This is a genomic window from Sinorhizobium sp. P24N7 (assembly GCF_042436655.1).
GTDB lineage: Bacteria > Pseudomonadota > Alphaproteobacteria > Rhizobiales > Rhizobiaceae > Sinorhizobium > Sinorhizobium meliloti_A.
This window is the reverse complement of sequence record NZ_JBHMIW010000006.1, coordinates 147,299-170,004: the sequence shown is the minus strand read 5'-3', so window position 1 is coordinate 170,004 and position 22,706 is coordinate 147,299. Positions and strand designations below refer to the sequence as shown.

11 protein-coding genes are annotated in these 22,706 nt (G+C 63.7%); 4 read left to right on the top strand and 7 right to left on the bottom strand.

Features of this window, described 5'->3' with window-relative positions; translation table 11 throughout:
- Positions 1-25: 25 nt before the first annotated feature.
- On the bottom strand, positions 26-1,216 hold the full coding sequence (locus tag ACFHWW_RS12195) for an MFS transporter (protein ID WP_379938412.1): 1,191 nt from the start codon (positions 1,214-1,216) through the stop codon (positions 26-28).
- 72 nt (positions 1,217-1,288) lie between these two features.
- Entirely contained in the window at positions 1,289-2,086 is a 798-nt protein-coding gene (locus ACFHWW_RS12190) for a DeoR/GlpR family DNA-binding transcription regulator (RefSeq protein ID WP_379938410.1), read from the bottom strand.
- A 253-nt stretch (positions 2,087-2,339) separates the two neighbouring features.
- Here ACFHWW_RS12190 and ACFHWW_RS12185 point away from each other — a divergent pair, with 253 nt between their 5' ends.
- The 3 genes from ACFHWW_RS12185 to ACFHWW_RS12175 all read left to right on the top strand — a co-directional run bounded on the left by ACFHWW_RS12185 (position 2,340) and on the right by ACFHWW_RS12175 (position 4,697).
- A complete protein-coding gene (locus ACFHWW_RS12185; protein WP_018097439.1) occupies positions 2,340-3,113 on the top strand; it encodes an amino acid ABC transporter substrate-binding protein in 774 nt (257 codons plus the stop codon).
- Between the two features lie 145 nt (positions 3,114-3,258).
- Complete coding sequence (locus ACFHWW_RS12180; RefSeq protein WP_003535752.1) at positions 3,259-3,939, top strand: amino acid ABC transporter permease; 681 nt, start codon at positions 3,259-3,261, stop codon at positions 3,937-3,939.
- Entirely contained in the window at positions 3,936-4,697 is a 762-nt protein-coding gene (locus ACFHWW_RS12175) for an amino acid ABC transporter ATP-binding protein (protein WP_100672677.1), read from the top strand. The genes ACFHWW_RS12180 and ACFHWW_RS12175 overlap by 4 nt, the downstream gene beginning before the upstream one ends.
- 15 nt (positions 4,698-4,712) lie before the next feature.
- Here ACFHWW_RS12175 and pyc read toward each other — a convergent pair whose 3' ends face one another.
- Together pyc and ACFHWW_RS12165 are read right to left on the bottom strand one after the other, a co-directional pair.
- Positions 4,713-8,171 (bottom strand): pyruvate carboxylase, encoded by a 3,459-nt coding sequence (gene pyc / locus ACFHWW_RS12170; protein WP_275597123.1) that lies wholly within the window; start codon positions 8,169-8,171, stop codon positions 4,713-4,715.
- Between the two features lie 131 nt (positions 8,172-8,302).
- Positions 8,303-9,043 (bottom strand): autoinducer binding domain-containing protein, encoded by a 741-nt coding sequence (locus tag ACFHWW_RS12165; RefSeq protein WP_003535227.1) that lies wholly within the window; start codon positions 9,041-9,043, stop codon positions 8,303-8,305.
- Between the two features lie 378 nt (positions 9,044-9,421).
- On the opposite strand from ACFHWW_RS12165, the gene ACFHWW_RS12160 reads away from it, so the two are divergent.
- Positions 9,422-11,179 (top strand): glucan ABC transporter ATP-binding protein/ permease, encoded by a 1,758-nt coding sequence (locus ACFHWW_RS12160; RefSeq protein ID WP_018098745.1) that lies wholly within the window; start codon positions 9,422-9,424, stop codon positions 11,177-11,179.
- A 195-nt stretch (positions 11,180-11,374) separates the two neighbouring features.
- Here ACFHWW_RS12160 and ACFHWW_RS12155 read toward each other — a convergent pair whose 3' ends face one another.
- The 3 genes from ACFHWW_RS12155 to ACFHWW_RS12145 form a co-directional block, all read right to left on the bottom strand.
- Complete coding sequence (locus ACFHWW_RS12155) at positions 11,375-12,532, bottom strand: OpgC family protein (protein ID WP_100672675.1); 1,158 nt, start codon at positions 12,530-12,532, stop codon at positions 11,375-11,377.
- Between the two features lie 287 nt (positions 12,533-12,819).
- Positions 12,820-21,318, bottom strand: coding sequence for a cyclic beta-(1,2)-glucan synthase (gene ndvB, locus ACFHWW_RS12150; protein WP_379938405.1), 8,499 nt, complete (start codon positions 21,316-21,318; stop codon positions 12,820-12,822).
- 419 nt (positions 21,319-21,737) lie between these two features.
- Entirely contained in the window at positions 21,738-22,643 is a 906-nt protein-coding gene (locus tag ACFHWW_RS12145) for a LysR family transcriptional regulator (protein WP_018098742.1), read from the bottom strand.
- Positions 22,644-22,706: the final 63 nt, after the last annotated feature.

Below are 22,706 nucleotides of genomic sequence, written 5' to 3'. Positions count from 1 at the left end.
AGTCTGCGCCCCGCCCGAAGGACGATCACCCCTTGCCATGATCCGCATGAACGGCGTGATGCGAAAGCAGCAGCACCACGATGAACAGCACGGGGACACAGGCGAAGATGATCGCGAAGCCGCTGTGTTCCGCGATGAAGCCGATCAATGAGGGCGCAAACAGCATGCCGGAATAGCCCATGGTGGTCGCGACCGACAGCCCGATGCCCGGCTGCAGACCCGGCATATTGCCGGCGGCCGAAAAGGCGATCGGCACCATGTTGGAAATGCCGATGCCTGCAAGCGCAAAACCGAGGATCGCGAGAACGGCATTGGGAGCGAGACCGGCCAGCACCATGCCGACGAGAGCGGTCACGGTGCAGATGCGCAGGGTCAGAGTGGCGCCGAGCCGGTCGCGCACGTGATCGCCGGCAAAGCGCATCGCCGCCATGGTCGCCGAGAAGGCCGCAAAACCGAAGCCTGAAAGCTCGACGGAGGCGCCGAGTTCATCCTTCAGATAAAGTGCACCCCAGTCGAGAACGGCACCCTCGGGCACCATCGAGAAAAGCGCCATGATGCCGATCAGCCAGGGCAGCGGTGTCATCGGCAGCCTGAGCTTCTCTTTGGTTGCCGCAGGATGCGGCCGGTCGGCAAGGATCATCGGCCAGGCAACCGCGAGTATCGCAAGGCACAGACAGGTGACGACGATCGCATGCGGCAGCACGCCGAAGCGGGCCATCAGAAAGCCGCCGATCCCGGCGCCGATCAGCCCGCCGAGGCTCCAATAGGCATGGCACGAGGACATGATTGCACGGCGCATCGACTTCTCGACCTCGACGGCATTGGCATTCATGGCCACATCCATTGCGCCGACGAAGCCGCCGAGCAGGAACATGCCGAGTGCTGCCGTCCACAGATTCGGCAGAAGCGTCAGAAGGAGAAGCAGCGGTGAAAGGATGATCGCCGTGACCTTGACCACCTTCTGCGACCCGAGACGGGCGATGAAGCCGCCGGCAATCGGCATCAGCACCAGCGAGCCGATGCCGAAACCGAGGATGAGAAGGCCGAGAACGCTTTCGCCGATGCCGAGGCGTTCCTTGAACTCCGGGATTTTCGGCGCCCAGCTTCCGGTGACGAAGCCGTTCATCAGAAACAGGAGAGACACGGCTAGCCGGTTTTTCGACATATAGCCCTGCCGGCCAACGGCTTTCTGGGCGGAATCTGTACGCTGATCCATGGGTTAACCTTCCGCTGCCGGATCGTCCGGCTCAATTGGTGATTTCGATGAGATTGCCGTCGGGATCGCGGATCACCGGATGGGCTCCCTCGCGAGAACGACGTTCGCCCCCCGCGCCGTGAAGGCCGCGACATGGGCTTCCGGCGCATCCGCCTCGAGAACGAGCGTGGAGGCACCGTCTATGGCGACCACCGGATGCGGCGCAGCGGTACCGAGCTTGTCGGTCGTGACGGCCGCAAGCAGGGCGCGGCTCCTGGAAGCGATCAGCCGCTTGAATTCCGCATCCTCGAAGTGGAACGCGGTCAGCCCTGCTTCGGCATCCGCACCGCAGGTTCCGAGTATCGCGAGATCGGGCCGCAAGAGCTCGGCATCGCGCTGCGCCCGCGCACCGACCGCCGCGCCGACAGCGCGGTTCAGCGGCCCGCCCACCAGAATGACTTCGATGCCCGGCTTCTCCATCAAGGCCGCCGCGACCGGCGGCGTATTGGTGATGATCGTCGCGGGGAGGTCCGGTCCGATCGCCTGCGCAATCGCCAGATTGGCGGAGCCGGCGTCGAGGAACACGGTCATGCGCGGCCTCAGAAAGGCGACCGCAGCCCGCGCCAGCGCCGCCTTCCGTTCGGGCGCGCGCGATATCCGGGCCACGAGCGAGCCCGCGTCGGGCGCAACCGGCAACGCTCCCCCATAGACGCGCTCGCAAAGACCGGCGGCGGCCATTTCGCGCAGGTCGCGGCGGATCGTGTCTTCCGACACGCCGAATTCGCGCGCGAGATCGGCCGCAAGCACCCGGCCCTCGGTTCTGAGCCTTTCCTGGATCAGACTCTTTCTCTCTCGCAGCAGCAGATCGATGGACATCCTGAAACCGTGCATAATCGTGCATGAATCGATGGAAACGTGATTATCACTCCCAACCACGGCTTTCAATCCCGCCTGCCGCAAAACGGCAGGCATGCAACGGAACATTTCACGCCGCAGCGTTTTCGGGGGGAATCGGCCATCTGAGGAAAAATCTTCATCGAAACCGTTCGGAATTGGTCTTTTATACGCTTGGAAACTGGCCGGTTTATGCGAAATTCGCTGCAATCCGGATGACGGGCCGGAGAACCAGAACTGGAAAACAACCATGAAACTCCTTCCGACGCTTTTTGCTGCCGCCCTCCTGCAACTCGCCGCCTTCGTTCCCGCTGAGGCGGGGCAGAACCTGGACGAGGTCAAGTCCGCAGGCGTGCTGAAGATCGGCACCGAGGGCACTTACGCCCCCTTCACCTATCATGACGCGAGCGGCGCTCTCGTCGGCTTCGACGTCGAGATCGGTCAGGAAGTCGCCAAGCGCCTCGGCGTCAAACCGGAATTCCTGGAAGGCAAGTGGGATGGCCTGATCGCCGGCCTCGACGCAAACCGTTACGACGCGGTCATCAACCAGGTCGGCATCACCGAGGAACGCAAGAAGAAATACGACTTTTCCGAACCCTATATCGCCTCCAAGGCGGTGCTGATCGTCCGCGGCGACGACGAGGAGATCAAGGACTTCGCCGACCTGAAGGGCAAGAAGTCGGCACAGTCGCTGACCAGCAACTTCGGCAAGCTCGCGCAAGCCTCGGGCGCAGAGCTCGTCGGAACCGACGGTTTCGACCAGTCGATCCAGCTCGTGCTGACGGGCCGGGCCGACGCGACCATCAATGACAGCCTTTCCTTCCTCGACTTCAAGAAGCAGAAGCCGGATGCGAATGTGAAGATCGCCGCCGAAAAGCCCGATGCCGATTATTCGGGCATCATCATCCGCAAGGGCGAGCCGGAGCTGCTCGAAGCGATCAACAAGGCGCTGGCCGAGATCAAGGCCGACGGCACCTATGAGAAGATCTCGCAGAAATATTTCGGCGCCGACGTTTCGAAATAGGGCCTGCGGAAGCGCGACCGGTCGAACAACCGCCCCCGCTCTTCAAGTTGCACGGATGTGGGCTTCACACCTTTCCCCATCCTGCTTATGAATCGCGATCCGTCCCGGCATCCGGGACGGATCGCGCGTTTTGAAAGGTTCTCCCTTGCCCCACTGGCTTCAACTGATGGCGGATTCGTTGCCGGCCCTGCTCTGGGCGGGGCTGATCTTCACGATCCCTCTAACGCTCCTCTCCTTCACCCTCGGCCTGGCTCTAGGCCTCGTCACCGCCGTCGTCCGGCTGTTTGCTCCCGCTCCTTTCGCGGCCGTGGCCCGGTTTTATGTGTGGGTGATCCGCGGCACGCCGCTGCTCGTGCAGCTCTTCGTCATCTTCTACGGCCTGCCGAGCATGGGCATACTGCTCGACGCCTTTCCCGCAGCGCTGATCGGCTTCACGCTCAATATCGGCGCCTACAGTTCCGAAATCATCCGCGCGGTGATCTCGTCGGTTCCGAGGGGGCAGTGGGAAGCGGCCTACTCGATCGGCATGAGCTGGAGCCAGGCGATGCGCCGGACGATCCTTCCGCAGGCGGGCCGCGTCGCCGTTCCGCCGCTGTCGAACACCTTCATCTCGCTCGTCAAGGACACCTCGCTCGCCGCCGCGATCACGGTGCCGGAGCTATTCCAGACGGCGCAGCGCATCGTCGCCACCAGTTATGAACCCTTGATCCTCTACATCGAAGCCGCCCTGATCTATCTTGTCATGAGTTCCGTCCTTTCGGCGCTGCAGGGGAAACTGGAGCAGCGCTTCGCCCGCTATGGCGGCTTCCTGGAGGCGCGCGCATGATCGAGCTCTCCCACATCGTCAAGCGCTTCGGCACCAACACCGTGCTGAACGACATCAGCGTCTCGCTCGCGGAAGGCAGCGTGACTGCGCTCGTTGGACCGTCCGGCGGCGGCAAGAGCACGCTGCTGCGCTGCGTCAACCTGTTGGAGATCCCGACGGCGGGGGCAATCCGCCTCGGCGACGACCGGCTCGAATTCGCGGAAGGCCGGAAGGTCGGCTGGCAGGCGATCCAGAGACTGCGCCGTCAGACGGGAATGGTGTTCCAGAACTTCCAGCTTTTCCCGCACCAGACGGCGATCGGCAATGTGATGGAAGGCCTCGTCACCGTCCTCAAGTGGCCGGCCGACCGGGCCCGCACCCGGGCGCTCGAGCTGCTGGAGAAGGTCGGCATGGCGCATAAGGCGGATGCCTGGCCGGCCACGCTATCCGGCGGCCAGCAGCAACGTGTCGCGATCGCCCGGGCACTTGCTCCCTCGCCGCGCGTGCTCCTTTGCGACGAGCCGACCTCGGCGCTGGATCCGGAACTGGCGGAAGAAGTGGTGGAGGTCCTGAGCCGCCTTGCGCGGGAAGGCACCACGATGATCATGGCCACCCACGACCTTCGCCTCGCCTCCCGCGTCGCCGATCACGTCGTCTTCCTGGATGGCGGCGTCGTCGTCGAAAGCGGTCCCCCGCGCAAGATCTTCTCGACGCCGGAGCGCGAGCGGACGAAGCGATTCATCGCCTCCCTGAGCGCGCCGATGAGCTATGACATTTGAGGCATCGGGCGGTGCTTAACCCCCGAACACGACCAGCAGATCTTTCGCATCGATCTGATCGCCGGCCCTTACCAGCACCTCGGAAATCACGCCGTCCTTCTCGGCATGAAGCGCCGTCTCCATCTTCATCGCCTCGATCGAGAGCAGCACGTCGCCGGCCTTGACCGATTGGCCGGAGACCACCGCGACGGTCGAGATCACGCCGGGCATCGGCGCGCCGAGATGGGCGGCGTTGCCGGCTTCCGCCTTGCGGCGGACGGCGGCCGAGGCGCCGCGATTGCGGTCGGGTACCTTGATGGACCGCGGCTGACCGTTCATTTCGAAGAACATCTTGACCATGCCCTTCTCGTCGATCTCGCCCTGCGCCTGATTGAGGATGACGAGCGTCTTGCCCTTTTCGATGTCGGCGAAGAGTTCCTCACCCGGCGCCATGCCGTAGAAATAGGCGGGCGTCGGCAGCACGCTGACCGGGCCGTAGGTTTCGCAGGCCACCGCATAATCGGTGAAGACCTTCGGATACATGAGGTAGGAGGCGAACTCGAAATCGGTCACTTCACGGCCGAGCTTCTCCTCGATGCCCTTGCGCTCGGCGTCGAGATCCGCGTCTTCGAGCAGCGAGCCCGGACGCGCGTCATAAGGCTCTTCGCCCTTGAGCGCCTTCTTCTGCAGCGCCTCCGGCCAGCCGCCCGGCGGTTGGCCGAGATCGCCCTTGAGCATGGAGACGACCGATTCCGGGAAGGCGATGTCCTTGCCCGGATTCTCGACATCGGCGACCGTCAGATCCTGGGAGACCATCATCAGCGCCATGTCGCCGACGACCTTGGAAGACGGCGTCACCTTGACGATATCGCCGAACATCCGGTTGGCGTCGGCATAGGCCTGCGCCACCTCGTGCCAGCGGGTCTCGAGGCCGAGCGAGCGGGCCTGTTCCTTCAGATTGGTGAACTGGCCGCCCGGCATCTCGTGCAGATAGACTTCCGAAGCCGGTCCCTTGAGGTCGCTTTCGAAGGCCGCATATTGATGGCGTACCGCCTCCCAGTAGAAGGAGATGCGGCGGATCCATTCCGGATCGAGGCCAGGGTCGCGCTCCGAGCCGGACAGCGCCTCGACGATCGAACCGAGGCAGGGCTGCGAGGTGTTGCCGGAGAGCGCGTCCATCGCCGCATCGACGATGTCGACGCCGGATTCGACCGCCGCGAGCACGGTGGCCGCCGCAATGCCCGAAGTGTCGTGGGTGTGGAAATGGATCGGCAGATCGGTCGCTTCCTTCAGCGCCTTGAACAGCACCCGGGCGGCGGCCGGCTTCAATAGCCCGGCCATGTCCTTGACGGCGATGATATGGGCGCCGGCCTTTTCCAGTTCGGCGGCGAGCGCCGTGTAGTATTTCAGGTCGTATTTCGGCCGGGCGGAATTGAGGATGTCGCCGGTATAGCAGATCGCCGCCTCGCAGATCCTGTCCTCCTCGGCCACCGCATCCATCGCGACGCGCATGTTCTCGACCCAGTTAAGGCAGTCGAAGACGCGGAAGACGTCGATGCCGCCTTTCGCGGCCTGGCGGACGAAATATTTGACGACATTGTCCGGATAGTTCTTGTAGCCGACGCCGTTGGCGCCGCGCAGAAGCATCTGCAGGAGCAGGTTCGGCGCACCTTCGCGCACCATCGCCAGCCGCTCCCACGGGTCCTCTGTCAGGAAGCGCATCGAGACGTCGAAGGTCGCGCCGCCCCAGCATTCGAGCGAGAAGAGGCTCGGCAGCGCCCGCGCATAGGTGCCGGCGATGCGGGCGATATCGTAGGTGCGCATGCGGGTGGCGAGCAGCGACTGGTGGCCGTCGCGCATCGTCGTGTCGGTGATCAGCACCTCCGGCCGCGCCTTCACCCATTCGGCGAATTTCTTGGGGCCGAGCTGATCGAGGCGCTGCTTCGTACCGGGCTTCACCTCGCCGCCGATGAACGGCACGACGGGCGCGGCGATATCGTCGGAGGGCTTCGGCCGGCCCTTGACTTCCGGATGGCCGTTGACGGTGACGTCGGCGAGGTAGGTGAGAAGCTTGGTGGCGCGGTCCTGCCGCTTGACCTGCTGGAACAATTCCGGCGTCGTGTCGATGAAGCGCGTCGTATAGCTGTTGTCCTGGAACTTCGGGTGGCTGATGATAGCCTCGAGGAAGGTGAGGTTGGTCGCCACGCCGCGGATGCGGAATTCTCTCAGCGCACGGATCATCCGCTGGATCGCTTCGCCCGGGTTCGGCGCCCAGGCGGTGACCTTCTCGAGCAGCGGATCGTAGTAACGGGTGATCACCGCCCCGGAATAGGCAGTGCCGCCGTCGAGGCGGATGCCGAAGCCGGTGGCGCCGCGATAGGCGGTGATGCGGCCATAATCCGGAATGAAATTCTGCTCCGGGTCTTCCGTGGTGATGCGGCACTGCAGCGCATGGCCGTTGAGGCGGATGTCCTCCTGGCGCGGCACGCCCGATTCCGGCGCGCCGATGGCGAAGCCGTCGAGGATGTGGATCTGCGCCTTGACGATATCGATGCCGGTTACGACCTCGGTGACCGTATGCTCGACCTGGATGCGCGGATTGACCTCGATGAAGTAGAACTTGCCGGTGTCGGAATCCATCAGATACTCGACGGTGCCGGCGCCGATATAGTTGGTCGCCCGGGCGATCTTCAGCGAATAATCCGCGAGTTCCTGGCGCTGCGCATCATCGAGATAGGGCGCCGGCGCCCGCTCCACGACCTTCTGGTTGCGACGCTGGATCGAGCAGTCGCGCTCGAAAAGGTGGACGACGTTGCCGTGCGTGTCGCCGAGGACCTGGCTTTCGACGTGACGGGCGCGCTCGACCAGCTTTTCGAGATAGACCTCGTCCTTGCCGAAGGCGGCCTTGGCCTCGCGCTTGGCCTCGGTCACCTCGCGGATCAGGTCCTTGGGGTCGCGGATCGCCCGCATGCCGCGGCCGCCGCCGCCCCAGGACGCCTTGAGCATGACCGGATAGCCGATCTCCTCGGCCAGTCGCTTGATCTCTTCCGGATCGTCCGGCAGAGGCTCGGTCGCCGGTACGACCGGCACGCCGATCGAGATCGCCAGGTTGCGGGCCGCGACCTTGTTACCGAGCTGGCGCATCGTCTCCGGCTTGGGGCCGATGAAGGTGATGCCGTTCTGAGCGCAGGCTTCGGCGAATTCCGGGCTTTCGGAGAGCAGGCCATAGCCCGGGTGTATGGCGTCGGCGCCGGACAGCTTGGCGACGCGGATCACCTCGTCGATCGACAGGTAGCTCTCGATCGGGCCGAGGTCGCGGGGAAGGTGCGGTCCGCGCCCGACCTGATAACTCTCGTCCGCCTTGAAGCGGTGCAGCGCCAGCTTATCCTCCTCAGCCCATATCGCGACCGTTTTAAGCCCCAGCTCATTGGCCGCGCGGAAGACGCGGATGGCGATTTCGGAACGGTTGGCAACAAGGATCTTGGAAATGGACAAGTCGGACTCCTCATAGACTTGGACACGCGGGAATGCTGCACCCGCGAAAAGAACTATTAGCGAGTCAAGGAATGAAGCGCAATTTCAGATGCGACACGAATGCTGACCCATTCGGTCAGGAGCGCGGGTCGTCAGGAGATCAGTCCCAGGCGGAAGGCGATCGCCACGACGTGATGCCGGTTCTTCGCCTTCAACTTTTCCTGGATGCCGTTCATGTACCAGTCGACCGTGTGGCTGGAAATGTCGAGGACCTTGCCGATGTCGTTCGATGTCATGCCGTCGGCGAGATAGTGGAGCGCCTCCATTTCGCGCCGCGTCATCTGGACTTCGACGCGCGAGACGAGTTCCGCCATGATCTCCGGATCGGTGAGTTCGAGCAGCTTCCAGAACAGCCGCTTGGCGATGGCGTCGAAAAGGCTCAACTCCACCGGGCTCAGGTCGACCACCCGGCCGCCCACGGTCAGGTTGCCCATGAGCCCGCGCCGGCCGTGCACCGGAAAGATATAGCCGTCGAAGAGGCCGTGATTGCGGGCCTCGACCATCATGCTTTCCATGCGCTTGCGGTGCGGGTCCGAGCGGAAGGCCACGAGCGTGTCGCGCCAGCGGAAGCCGCGCTGGGCATGCCCGAGGAAGCGGATAGTCGGATCAATGACGACGTATTTCTTGCGGATGTAGATCTGCGGCCAGCCCTCCGGCCAGCGTCCGGCCAGAAGAAGTCTCAGCGGATTCTCGTGCGGTTTCGGCTGACGCACGATGCCGTAGAAGTCGAAACCGCACCGGTCGAGCAGCCGCTCGAACTCAGGCAGGATCTCCTCGCGCGTCTTCATCTCTTCCAGTAGCGCCAGAAACTGTACGAGCAACGTAATATTCATAGAGCATCCTCGAATCAAAAACGCGCCGCGCAACCCGCCAGGCCATATGAATACGCCGTTCAGAAGCCATTCATGTTGCAACCGCGATAATTCTTCATATCACGCCCGGTCTTGCAGGAAACCTGCAAAAACTCGGAGTCGAGGCATCAAGATAGCTAACGATGGATCATCCCGCCAACCCTCCCATGGTATCGGATGATCCTTCTCGCTGATCCGCCCCGTCTACCGCGTTTTTTGGGAAGAACGCAAAGGCCGTCACCCGCGGCTTTGCCGGCACGCAAGGTGGATGAAAATCCTCTTGCCGTCGGTTCAAGACGCAACGCATCGCCGCATCGTGCCGTTGCGGCGCCAATTCCGATACCCGAAAGGGGTGAGACAGTGTCCTTGTTTCAGGTGTATGCAAGAGCGCTTCAGTATCTTGCTGTCCACAAGTTTCGCGTCGGGGCGATCGTCATAGCCAATATCGTCCTGGCTGCCATCACCATTGCGGAGCCGATTCTGTTCGGCCGAATCATCGACGCGATCTCCTCACAGAAGGACGTCGCGCCGATGCTGCTCCTGTGGGCGGGCTTCGGCGTCTTCAATACGATCGCCTTCGTGCTCGTTTCCCGCGAGGCGGACCGTCTCGCCCACGGTCGCCGCGCTTCGCTCCTGACCGAAGCCTTCGGCCGGATCGTCTCGATGCCTCTCTCCTGGCACAGTCAGCGCGGCACTTCGAATGCGCTGCACACGCTGCTGCGGGCCTGCGAGACGCTCTTCGGTCTCTGGCTCGAATTCATGCGGCAGCATCTGGCGACGGCAGTGGCGCTCGTGCTTCTCATTCCGACCGCCTTTGCCATGGACGTCCGTCTGTCGCTCATCCTCGTCGTGCTCGGTGCTGCCTATGTGATGATCAGCAAGGTCGTGATGAGCCGCACGAAGGAAGGTCAGGCTGCCGTCGAGGGACATTACCACACGGTCTTCTCGCACGTGTCCGACTCGATCAGCAACGTTTCGGTGGTTCACAGCTACAACCGCATCGAAGCTGAAACGCGCGAGCTGAAGAAGTTCACGCAGCGCCTGCTGTCGGCCCAGTATCCGGTGCTCGACTGGTGGGCTCTGGCGAGCGGCCTCAACCGTATTGCCTCGACCATCTCGATGATGGCAATCCTCGTCATCGGTACCGTTCTGGTGCAGCGCGGCGAGCTCGGCGTCGGCGAGGTGATCGCTTTCATCGGCTTCGCCAATCTGCTGATCGGCCGCCTCGACCAGATGAAGGCCTTCGCCACCCAGATCTTCGAAGCGCGCGCCAAACTCGAAGATTTCTTCCAGCTCGAGGATTCCGTGCAGGACCGCGAGGAGCCGTCCGATGCCGGGGAACTGAAGGGTGTCGTCGGCGAGGTCGAATTCAAGGACATTTCCTTCGACTTCGCAAACTCCGCCCAAGGCGTGCGCAACGTCTCGTTCAAGGCCAAGGCCGGCCAGACGATCGCCATCGTCGGCCCGACCGGTGCCGGGAAGACCACGCTCGTCAACCTCCTGCAGCGGGTCCATGAGCCGAAGCACGGCCAGATCCTCATCGATGGCGTGGACATCGCGACCGTCACCCGCAAATCGCTGCGCCGGTCGATCGCCACGGTCTTCCAGGATGCCGGCCTCATGAACCGCTCGATCGGCGAAAACATCCGCCTCGGCCGTGACGACGCCTCTTTGGACGAGGTGATGGCAGCCGCCGAGGCCGCCGCCGCGAGCGACTTCATCGAGGACCGTCTCAACGGCTACGACACGGTCGTCGGCGAACGCGGCAACCGGCTGTCGGGCGGCGAACGCCAGCGCGTCGCGATTGCCCGCGCGATCCTGAAGAACGCGCCGATCCTGGTGCTCGACGAGGCGACCAGCGCGCTCGACGTCGAGACCGAGGCCCGCGTCAAGGATGCCATCGACGCCTTGCGCAAGGACCGGACGACCTTCATCATCGCCCACCGCCTGTCGACGGTGCGGGAAGCCGATCTCGTCATCTTCATGGATCAGGGCCGGATCGTGGAAATGGGCGGCTTCCATGAACTCAGCCAGAGCAACGGCCGCTTCGCGGCACTGCTTCGCGCCAGCGGTATCCTCACGGACGAGGATGTCCGCAAGAGCCTTACGGCAGCGTGATCGCCTCACCGGTCACCGGATGATCTACAACGAAATGCCCCGGATTCCGGGGCATTTCTATGTGATCGGGAAGGTCGCGACATCCGCGAGCGTCATGAGCGCCAGGGCAAATCATCGAACGGTTGTGCGGTCTGTGATTACCGCCGCCGCGCCGAGAGGGGGCGACTCTCCTCCCGGCGTGCGGATAAGGGTCCCTCACGCCGCCTTCAGCGGCGGCGCCACGGAGACCTCCTTCAGCCATTCGAGGTAATAGGCATAGGCGAAGTGCAGGCCGATGCCGCCGATGACGAAGATCGTGCCGATGATCCGGTCCCGGTCGGTGACGAGAAGCAGCACCTGGCCCGCCATTGCGAGGATCGTCCCGAAAATGAAGACGGCAAGCGAATGGCGCCCGATCATCACCAGGGGGTGGTTGCTTCCGACCCGCGTCAGCCGGCTGAAGACGGGGACGGTTGCGAGAATATAGGCAAGCGCCAGCACATGCAGCAGCCGCGTCAGCGACAGGAAGGTCTTGTCGAAGCCGGTCAGCACCGCAGGCAGGCCGAAGGAGAGGTCGATGTTCCACCAGGAAAACAGCACCCAGAAGGCGGAAATCGCGAGATAGGCGACGGAAAGGCCGAGAAGCCAGGGGCTCCGCGGGAGACTCCCGCCCCGCCGCACATGGCTCATGCACAGAATGCCGATCACGAACAGGAACTGCCAGGACCAGGGATTGAGGAACCAGTAGCCGTCGTCGAGAAAGTTATAGGGCACCATTTTGAAGCAGCCGGCAGCGAGCCAGAGCGTCGCGGAAAACGCGAACAGCAATCGGGGGCGCACGGCATTCAGCCACAGAAACCCGGGCAGCAGCAGGAACAGCACCGCATACATCGACAGAATGTTGTTGTAGCCGAGCTGGTGCCCGAGCAGCACCATGGCGACGATCCCTTGCTCCGTCTGCTCGACGATCGGCCGGATGTTGATCTCGCCGATCAGTTCCTGACGGCCGAAATAGAGGGCGCCGCCGGCGAAGATCGCAAGCGTCACCACGCTCGTCATGATGTGCGCGACATAGAGCGCCAGGGCGCGCCGCCATATCTTCAGCGTGAGGGCGAGCCGGCCGCCGGCCAGGAACTTGCCGGAATAGGCCGCCCCCACCGACAGGCCGGAAATCAGCACGAAGGCCTCCGCCGAATCGGAAAAGCCGAAGTTCTTGTGGGTCAGATATTCGAGATACTGGCCCGGTACATGGTTGACGAAGATGGTCAGCAGGCAAAGTGCCCGAAAAACGTCGAGGCGTGTGTCGCGCCCGGTCGGCACCGGAGGGGCGACCCCTCTCTGATCGGTGCCGCCCTCAAAGGTCTTCTGCAGCATGCGCGTTGATATCCGGGATTTGGCGCCCCGCCCCACCCCTGTTGAAACCGGCGCCGCCGTGCCGCCCCGATGCGGGCGGCGCCGACGCCATGAATGAATGGCGAATCTGACACGGCAAAGAAAAGCCGGCCTTGCCTCCGAGCGGGACGAGGAAATGTGTGTACCGTTTTACGCCCTGCATTCCGCTCGACTTGTTGGATCGGATCACGATTGCTTTGGGTCGTTCGATCCAAGCCGTCGTGATCCAGGAAAACAAAGCCGGTTCAGCTCGTGCTTCAAGCCGGCAGCTACAGCAAAACCCCTTCATGCGCGTTTTCTGTGACACTATTATTTACGCTAACGACCGGTTCGCCACTTTTTGGATCGCGGCTGACGGAAATCCGGTGCGTGGCGCCGTTCACGCGCACTTCGGCCGAAAAGCCCGGCCATTCGGAGGGTAGGACGGGCCGGATCAAGAGCTTGTCACCCCGCTTGCGGATGCCGAGAATCCCCTCGACACCCGCGCGGTAGAGCCAGCCGGCGGAGCCCGTGTACCAGGTCCAGCCGCCGCGGCCGGCAAGCGCGCCTTCTCCATAGATATCGGCAGCAACCACATAGGGCTCGACACGATAATGTTCGGCGTCCTCCTGGCTGAGAGCATGCGACACGGGGTTGAGCATGCGGAAGGTGCGCCAGGCCTCTTCCGCCCGCTCCTGAGCGGCGAATGCCAGCACCACCCAGGTGGCCGCGTGGGTATACTGACCGCCATTCTCCCGCACGCCCGGGGGATAGGCCTTGATGTAGCCCGGGTCCTGCTTCGTCGTCTCGAGCGGCGGCGTGAACAGCCGGACGATGCGCTTTTCGGGATCTACGAGCTCCGCCATCACCGCGTCCATCGCGCGCAGCGAGCGCTCCTTGTCGCCCTCTCCCGAAAGCGTGCTCCAGGATTGCGCGATCGAATCGATGCGGCACTCGCCGTTCTCCGCCGATCCGAGCGGCGTGCCGTCGTCGTAATAGCCGCGGCGATAGTAATCGCCGTCCCAGCCTGCCTGTTCGAGCGCATCCTTCAGTGCTTCCAGATGCCGCTCCCATAGGGCCAGGCGCGGCTTGTCCTTGCGGGCACGGGCATAGGGCAGGAACGCGCGCAGGGTGCCTGCCAGGAACCAGCCGAGCCAGACGCTCGTGCCCTTTCCGGCCTCCCCGACACGGTTCATGCCGTCGTTCCAGTCGCCGCCGAGAATGAGCGGCAGACCGTTGGCGCCGGTCCGGCGGATGGCGAGATCGACCGCACGGGCGCAATGCTCGTAGACGTCGCCCACCTCGTCGGCCACATCCGGCTTGTAGAAGCTGTCGTGCTGGCCTTCTTCCAGAGCCGGCCCGGTGATGAAAGGAACTTTCTCCTTGAGGATGTCTTCCTCGCCGGTGACGGCGCAATAATGCGCAACCGCATGAGCGAGCCAGACCACGTCGTCCGAGATCATCGTGCGGACGCCCGCGTCCGTGCCGGGCAGCCACCAATGCTGCACGTCGCCTTCGACGAACTGCCGCGCCGCGGCATTGAGGATCTGCGCACGGGCAAGCGCCGGCCGATGGATGAGGAAGGCAAGCGTATCCTGCAGCTGATCGCGGAAACCGAAGGCACCGCTTGCCTGGTAGAAGGCCGAGCGTGCCATGATCCGGCAGCCGAGCGCCTGGTAGGGAAGCCAGTGGTTGATCATGTGGTTGAAGGCGCGATCGGGCGTCTCCACCTTCACGACTCCGGTGAAATCACCCCAGAACGCCTTCGCCGCCTCGAGCGCAACGTCGAAACTGTCCGCCCTGAGTTCCTCCAGCACCGCCCGCACCTGATCGGAATTGTCGGCATCACCGAGGAAGAAGGTGACCTGTCGCTCCACGCCCGCCTCGATCGTCAGATCCGTCGCGAGCGCCGCGCAGGCATCCCCGTCCACATCCGTCGATCCGGTGAGCTCGGCGCCGGCGATCACTGCCTGCGGGGCGAGGATTCCTCCGGCCCGGCCAAGGAATTCCCGCCGGCTCGCCGTATAGCCGGCGATATCTCCGTCGCTGGCGAAGAACGCGCACCGGCCCGGATAGTCGATGCTGTAGGGATTGGTGGCGACGAGCGTCTTCGCGCTTTCGTCCCACTCGCTGAGGACGAAGGGCGCGGTACGGCTGCGATTGTTGCCGAGCACCCATTCCGCGTAGCCGTAGATGCGCAACTTGCGAGCGGCCGAACTGCGGTTGCGGATCGTCAGCCGGACGAGCTTGGCCGGAAGGCTCCTGTGGACCGTATGCATGGCCTCGATCTCAAGCTCGTCCTGCGTGCTGAGAAAGCGCGAATAGCCGAGGCCGTGACGGGTCTCGAACCGGGCGGACTTGCGTCGCGACAGTGCGGCATAGGGCGTCAGCACCGCGCCGCTTGCCATGTCGCGCACGAAGATCGCCTCGCCCGGACGATTGACGACCGCGTCGTTGGTCCAGGGCGTCAACTGATAGTCGCGCGAATTGCGGCTCCAGGAGAAGGCCGCACCTTCGGCGGAGATATGGAAGCCGAATTGCTCGTTGGAGATGACGTTGATCCAGGGTTGCGGCGTCGCCTCGCCTCCGCGCAGCCGCACGGCATATTCGCGGCCGTCCTCGGCAAAGCCGCCGAAACCGTTCCAGTAATCCAGGTCGCCGCCGTCGAGTTCGACCGCCACCGGCTCGTCGGTCTCCCGTATCACCGGCAGCAGCATCTCGGCGCCCTCCTCCTTCTTTTCGGAAGGTTTGGAGTAGAGCGATGTGGCGCGGGCTATCTGATCCGAGATCGTGCCGTTGCGGGCATGGAAGACGGCCCGCGATGCAGAGATCAGCGTCGACCAGGTTTCCGGTTCCATCAGGTCCCGGCGCACCGCAAAGATGTGCTGGCGCGGGCCGTCCGAAAGGCCGCGAAGCCTCAAATTCTCGCACATGGAGTCGAGCGTGTGCTGCAGATCCTGCGCATAGGAGGAGGCGCGCTCGTTGACCACCACCAGATCGGCGGTGATGCCGCGAGCTCTCAGATATTCCTGCGCCCGCAAGGCCTCGCGGGCGATGCCGAGATCGCCGTCGTCGTTGATCCTGAGGCAGAAGATCGGGAAATCGCCGGAGATCGCCAGCGGCCACAGCGCCGATTGCGAGGCAAGCCCGGTCTTGACGGTCTCCGCGTCGGCGCGAAGGTGCATATCCGGATAGACGAGATAGCGGCCGAGCATCTGGAAGCTCGCGGCCTCCTTCGAAGTGATCCCGACATGGCGCATCTGCACCTGGCTGCGGGTCCAGGCATGGATGAGCTCGTGATTGAAGGTTTCCGGATGCCGGTAACGGTCGATCGCCCGATCGACGCCTTCCCTGTCCGGGGCGGCGATCGTCCAGAAGATGACGCTCACCTTCTTGCCCGCCGGCACGCGTACGACGCGACGGAGCGACACGATCGGATCGAGCGTGAAGCCGTCGGTACCGGAAAGCGTGGCGCCCGGGTCGAATGCGGCCGCCTCAGCAATCGTGCGGCCCTGGCCGAGGAAGCGCCGGCGATCGGTCTCCGCCTGCGTGTGGCGCTCGCTGCCGGCATTGTCGGTGACGAGATGGGCGACCTCGATGTCCGGATCGCCGGGGCTGCGCTTGTTGCGCGAGACCCATATCACGTCTCCGTGACGGCTGATCTCGGTGCGGATGAACATCTTCGAGAAGGTCGGGTGCGAGCTGTCGGCATCGTCCATGGCAAGCACGGGCTCGGCATAAGACGTCACCTCGATGAACCGGTCTTCCGTACCCGTGTTGAGCAGGATAACCCGACGGCCTTCGGCATCGTGCTCGGTGGCGACGATGCATTCCACCTCGCTTGTCAGATCGCCGACGGTCTTGACGTATTCGGCCTTGTCGTCGCCGAAGCGGGTAACGGTCTTTTCGCCCGGCGCACGCCGGGGTTCGGCCGTCGCCGACCACCAGTCGCCCGTCACCGTGTCGCGAAGGAAGATGAAGGTCCCCGTCCTGTCCTCGACCGGGTCCGGAGTCCATCTCGTGACCGCCTGGCCGTTCCAGCGGGCATAGCCCGCCCCTGTCGCCGTCAGCATGACGGAGTAGTGACCGTTCGACAGCAGAACCGTCTCGCGATCCTGGTTGATCGGGTCTTCGACGACGCGGACTTCGGGGCGCAGGAGATCGGCCTGGCCCTTGCCCAGCGCTTCCGGCTCGCGCTTGGCGGCCATGACCGGAATGTCGCGCGGCGCCTTCTCCTGCAGGAGGAGTTCGGCAGCCTCGATGACGGGGTCGGCATGGAACCACTCGCGCAGCTGCCCGTTGAAGACGACATTTGCGACCGCGGCGACCGACATGCCGTGATGATGGGCATAATAGTTGCGCACGACGGCGCATTTCTGGCCTTCCGGCACGCGCGTCGGCGTGAAGTCGACGGCGTCGTGATAGCCGTAGGCCCCAAGGGCGCCGACCTCCCGGAGCCGCGCCAGGTTGGCGAGCGCCGATTTCGGATCGTACATGCAGGCGAGAATGGACGCGTAAGGTGCGATGACGGCATTCTGCCCGAGGCCGCGCTTCAGACCCAGCGTCGGCACGCCGAAGTTCGTATACTGGTAGGTCAGCTCGTGGTCGCGCGCATTGAACGCCGCCTCGGAAATGCCCCATGGCGTCCCGAGCCGACGGCCGTGATTGATCTGCTCCTGGACCACCAGATTGTTGGTCTGGTTGAGGATGCCGCCCTGCCGCTCCTGCATGACCAGCGGCGGCATCAGATATTCGAACATCGAACCCGACCAGGAGACGAGCGCACCGCGCGCGCCGATCGGCACGATCGGACGGCCGAGCTTGTACCAGTGCTCGGTCGGCAGATCCCCCTTGGCAATCGCGAAAAGGCTCGTCAGCCGCGCCTCGGAGGCGAGCAGATCGTAGCAGGCCTCGTCGAGCTCGTTGGCGTTGACCCGGTAGCCGATCGACAGCAGCCGCCGCTCCGGCCGGAACAGGAAGCTGAAGTCCATGGAGAAGGCGATGTCGCGTGCGCGCTCCTTGAGCACCAGCAGACGCTGGCGCAGAGCCTCGATGGCACCGAGGTCGAAGACGCCGTCGGCGATATGTGCCTCGCAGGCGGCCACCAGCGAGCCCGCCCATGTCGCCACTTCGCCGCTGGGGACGGTGCGCACCTCATGGTCGAGATTGACCGTCAGCTTGTGCATGTCGCGTGCGAGCACCGCGAGGTTGATCACCCGGATGGAGGCGAACTCGCGCTCGCGCTTGACCGCTGCAAGCGCATTCTGGAAGCCGGCGATGCGCTCCTCGATCAGGCGCCTCAGCGGCCGTACGGTCTTGCGGTCGTCGGGAAGCTCGCTCAAAACCTCCTTGAGGATCGCCGCGACGTCGCCGATGCCGTCGAGATTGCCCTGGACGTGGGCGGATGGCGCTTCGGCCCATTCGCGGCACATGGAGGAGACCGCGATCAGGTGTCCGGCGAGGTTGCCGCTGTCGACCGAGGAGACATAACGCGGCTCCATCGGTTCGAGCCCGCGCGTGCGATACCAGTTGAAGAGATGGCCGCGATATTTCGGCATGCGGTCGATCGTGGCGATCGTCTGCTCGAGGCGCGTGATCGTCTCCTCGAAACCGATCCAGCCGAAGGAGCGCGCCGACATGACCGACAGGAGATAGACGCCGATATTCGTCGGCGAGGTACGCTCCGCGAGTACCGGCTGCGGCGTTTCCTGGAAGTTGTCCGGCGGCAGGAAGTTCTGCTCGGCGGTGACGAACGCCTCGAAGTAGCGCCATGTCCGCCGGGCGATCTTGCGCATCTCCTCGATCGCCTCCTCGGAAACGGCGAGCTGGTCTTCGGTCTCGGCGGACTGGCTCACGAACCAGGCGACCGCAGGCGAGGCGGCCCAGATAAGGGCAAAGGGCAGCCCGATGAAGGGCAGCCCCGTATCGGAGATGGCGGCAAGCGCCAGCGACACCAGTGCAAGCGCCGGTGCCGTCCACATCGCGCGGAAGTAGTCGCCGATCGAACCGTGGCCGGCGCTCTGCACCTGCGCGGCGGTGCGCCATTCGAGCATCAGCTTGCGGCTGACGAAGGTGCGATAGAGCGAGCGCACGATCGCATCCGCCATCATCGCCGCATTGTGCGCGATGAAGACGATGCGCAACGCGACCTGCGCGTTGGCGGCGCGGATGTCCGACAGCACCGTGTGGAGATGCGCACGCGCGACGATGTCGTTGCGCCGCGGCATGATCCCGGAGATCAGCGACAGCGTCGGCGCGACGAACAGGCTGAAAATCAGCACGAGCTGCCAGATCAGCGCCGGGGTCGGCTCCATGTAGTACCAGCCCATGACCGAAGCGGCGAGCCAGGCGACGGGAATGAGCGAGCGGCGCAGGTTGTCGTACATCTTCCAGCGCCCGAGCATCGAAAGGCCGTTCTTCGGATTGAAGATATACGGCAGGAGCTGCCAGTCGCCTCGCGCCCAACGATGCTGACGCGACATCTCGACCTCGTAGCGGGTCGGAAAATCCTCGACGAGCTCGATGTCGGTCACCAGCGCGCAACGCGCATAGGAACCTTCGAGAAGGTCGTGGCTGAGCACCGCATTTTCTTCGATCCTGCTCTTGAGAGCAGCCTCGAAGGCGTCGACATGATAGAGGCCCTTGCCGGTGAAGCTGCCTTCGCCGGCAATGTCCTGATAGACGTCCGATACGGTGAAGACGTAAGGGTCGATGCCGCGATTGATGGTGAAGATGCGCTGGAAGGCCGAGGCCTCGCTGCCGGTGGTGAGCGACGGCGTCACGCGCGGCTGCAGGAGGCTGTAGCCGGTCACGACCTCCTGTGTCCTCGGATTGACGACCGGCCGGTTGATCGGGTGATACAGCTTGCCGACGAGCTTGGTCACCGCGTCGCGCATGAGACGCGTGTCGGAGTCGAGCGTCATCACATATTGCACGCCCTCCGGCACCGTGTTGGCGCCCTGAAGGAAGGAGGTATCGCGGTCGCCGCGAAGCAGCAGATTCAACTCGTGCAGCTTGCCGCGCTTGCGCTCCCATCCCATCCAAACGCCCTCGCCCTCGTTGTAGAGGCGGCGGCGGTGCAGCAGGAAGAAGCGCGTCTTGCCGTCATAGGCATAGCGGGCAGAGAGAGACGCGATCTCGCGCTTGGCATATTCGAGAACATCCGTGTCGGCAGGCGCCTCCTCCGACTTGCTGTCGGCCCAATCGCTCAGGAGCGCGAAATAGATCTCGCCGCGCGGATTGGCGAGATAGTGAACCTCGAGGTTGCGCACGAGCTCGTCTACATGATCGCGCTTGGCAATCAGGCAAGGCACCACGACCAGCGTGCGTCCATCCTCGGGTATTCCGTCGAGAAACTCGTAACCGACCAGCCGCGAGGGTTTGGCAAACAGCGTGAAGACCGTGTTGAACAGGCCCATCGCGCCTTCGGAGGCAGGCAGCGCGAAGAGCAGGAGCATGATCAGCTTCGCGCCGCTCGGAATATCCATCGGGCTGACGAAGGCATAGACGACGATCATCGCCAGGATCGTCAAGAGAATGTTCGGCCCGGCTATGGCGAACCAGTCGAGCTTGCGGACCGACCGGATGATGTGCTGGAAGATCGAGGGCGAATAGCCGATCCTCTTCTCGAGGGCCAGGCGCTGCTTGCCGACGAGGAAGGAGCCGACATTCGGCTCCTGCAGAGGCGCTTCGACGGCCGCGGCGGCTTTTGCCTCCTCGACCATCTCGATCGCGATCTTCGTGACTTCATGCTCGCTGTGACCGGACCGGCGGGCAAGCTTCTCGATCGTGTCGCGATACGTGTTGCGCGATCCGAAATCGAGCGCCGCATAGTCGGACCCTTCGCGCAGCGTCGCATCGATCTTGCTGACGCTTTCGAACCAGACGGCCCAGTCCGTGTCGTCGATCTCGCGCAGGCTGCGGATGATATTGCTCATCGTCGCGTTGCCGGACGAAAGGCGGTTCTGCTCCGCTACCAGCGCCTCCTCGACGTCGGTGCCACGCCTCTCCAGCCTCTCCTCGATCCAGGCGATGACGGCACCAGAACTCTGGGAACCGTCACGCATGCGGTAAAGGAGCTGTGCGATGAAGGTGTTGTCGGCGGCAAGCGCCTCGGACTCCACCAGAAGCGTCCGGCAGCCTTCCGGATCGTTCAGCCGGATGAGCTGATCAGCGACCTCGTTCGCTTTCCGCCGCATGCCGCGCGAGCGCTCGACGCGGATGGCGATGCGCCTCAGATTTTCGATGAGGACGAAGCGCAGGATCGACGGCAACGCCCACAATTCGCCGATCTTGAGGGTCTCGTGCTCCTGGAAGCCCTCCACCATCGCGGTGATGCTTTCCCGCGTGACGGTACTGTGGGTATGGGCGACGTAAAGCCAGGCAAGGGCCATCGTGCGCGGGATGACGGTTCCGGAGACCGATAGCGTCGGCAGTTGCCGGTAGAAACGGCGTGGAAAGTCCCGCCGTACTTCCTGGATCGCCTCTTCAACGACGTGGTGGTTGTCGAGCAGCCATTCGGCTGCAGGCGTGATCGAGGCGCCGGCTTCCACGTCGGCCGCGGTCGCCCGGTAGACGCGCAGGATTTCCTTCTCGTTCTCCCGGTGGCGGACGCGAAATTCGAACGGAAAGAAGCCCGGCAGAGCGGAAGTGCCGTGTTCGGCGAGGCTCGCGCCGCATGCTCGCAGGTCGTCGATCGAGAAATAGGTCGAGCGGATCGAATCGTTGTAGTCGATCTGCTTCGCTTCCGGTTCGCGCGGTAAATTGGGCTGCGTTGTGTTCTGGAGCATGGGTACGGATTCTGGTTCCACTCGGGACTGATCGGCCCGGTTGTCGTTGTTCTGCCGGTGTGGCTGCGACCCCGAGGATGCAGACGGCGCCGGCGCGTTTCTAGACACGGTCATGTGCCCTCCTTCGCCGTCATTGTCCCGGGAAGAGAGTATCGGTGAAGGCAGGCGCCGAACGCAAAGCCGGCGGCGCGCTGGATTTCACGGCCGCGTGGTGCATGAAGATGGCATTTTTTAGCCGTGATGTCAGCAGCTTGCAAGGAATGCGAGCATCGCCCGCAGCCGGCTCCGGAGACCCGTAGCGCGAGGGGCCGGGCTTGCCGGCGAGCTCCCTCGATTCGATGGATATCTCTGTCAAAGTCCGCCCCTTCCTGGTGTAAGCCTATCCGCAGGCTGAGATCGTAGGCCCTCAACCGGACTTGCTACTGCGACCGATCACCGACCTGTTCGGTGATCCACTCCCGGAAAGCGCGACTGATCGGATTTTCGAGCTTGCCTTCCGGAATGGCGAGATAATAGCTGTTCTCCGTCTGCATCGGTCGATCGAGAACGATCCGCAGGGTGCCTGCGGTAAGTTCCTGCTCGATCAGATAGCGAGGCAAAAGGGCAAAACCGAGACCTGCAGTCGCCGCCTCGATTACCATCGAGAATTGATCGAAGCGGTTGCCGCGATAGGCGCCGTCCTGCTCGACGCCGTTTACCTCGAACCATTGCGCCCAGAGCTTGGGCCGCGTCGCCAGATGCAGCAGCGGGCCGCCGCCGATGTCCGCAGGCGCCTCCACCGGATGCATCGAAAGGAGGGTCGGGCTGGCGGCCGGCACGATGACTTCGCTGCAGAGATAGTTGCAAATGGCGCGCGCCCAGACGGGCTGGCCGTAATGGATCGCGAGGTCGAAGTTCTGCTCTTCGAAGTCGAACGGCTCCGAACGGGAGGCGATATTGACGACGGTGCCCGGGTGGCGCCTCAGGAAATCGGGCAGGCGCGGCACCAGCCAGCGGCTGCCGAAGGTCGGAAGCGATGCGATGGAGAGGCTCGAGTCGGCCCGCGCCGACGCCATGGCGCGCACCATCAGCTCTTCGGTCTGGTTCAGAAGCCGGCGCACCTCGGGCAGGAATTTCTGTCCCGCATCGGAAAGAATGACCCGCTGGCGCACCCGCTCGAAGAGCAGCACGCCCAGCTGGTTTTCGAGATCCTTGATCTGACGGCTGACGGCGCTCTGGGTGAGATTGAGCTCCGCGGCGGCCTGGGTGAAACTGCCATGGCGCGCCGCGCATTCGAAGGCCTGCAGCGTCGTCACGTCGGGAACCAGTCGGCGGCTCAACTTCATTCCAGCCTCGCATCAACATAGTCAGAAGCAGCGCGATCCAAGCTCACAGCCTTCCGATATGAT

Coding starts and splice junctions, on each gene's coding strand:
- ACFHWW_RS12175 (WP_100672677.1), top strand. CDS start 3,936: ATGATCGAGCTCTCCCACATCGTCAAGCGCTTCGGCACCAACACCGTG.
- ACFHWW_RS12190 (WP_379938410.1), bottom strand. CDS start 2,086: ATGCACGGTTTCAGGATGTCCATCGATCTGCTGCTGCGAGAGAGAAAG.
- ACFHWW_RS12155 (WP_100672675.1), bottom strand. CDS start 12,532: ATGCTGCAGAAGACCTTTGAGGGCGGCACCGATCAGAGAGGGGTCGCC.
- ACFHWW_RS12145 (WP_018098742.1), bottom strand. CDS start 22,643: ATGAAGTTGAGCCGCCGACTGGTTCCCGACGTGACGACGCTGCAGGCC.
- ACFHWW_RS12195 (WP_379938412.1), bottom strand. CDS start 1,216: ATGGATCAGCGTACAGATTCCGCCCAGAAAGCCGTTGGCCGGCAGGGC.
- ACFHWW_RS12165 (WP_003535227.1), bottom strand. CDS start 9,043: ATGAATATTACGTTGCTCGTACAGTTTCTGGCGCTACTGGAAGAGATG.
- ndvB (WP_379938405.1), bottom strand. CDS start 21,318: ATGCTCCAGAACACAACGCAGCCCAATTTACCGCGCGAACCGGAAGCG.
- ACFHWW_RS12185 (WP_018097439.1), top strand. CDS start 2,340: ATGAAACTCCTTCCGACGCTTTTTGCTGCCGCCCTCCTGCAACTCGCC.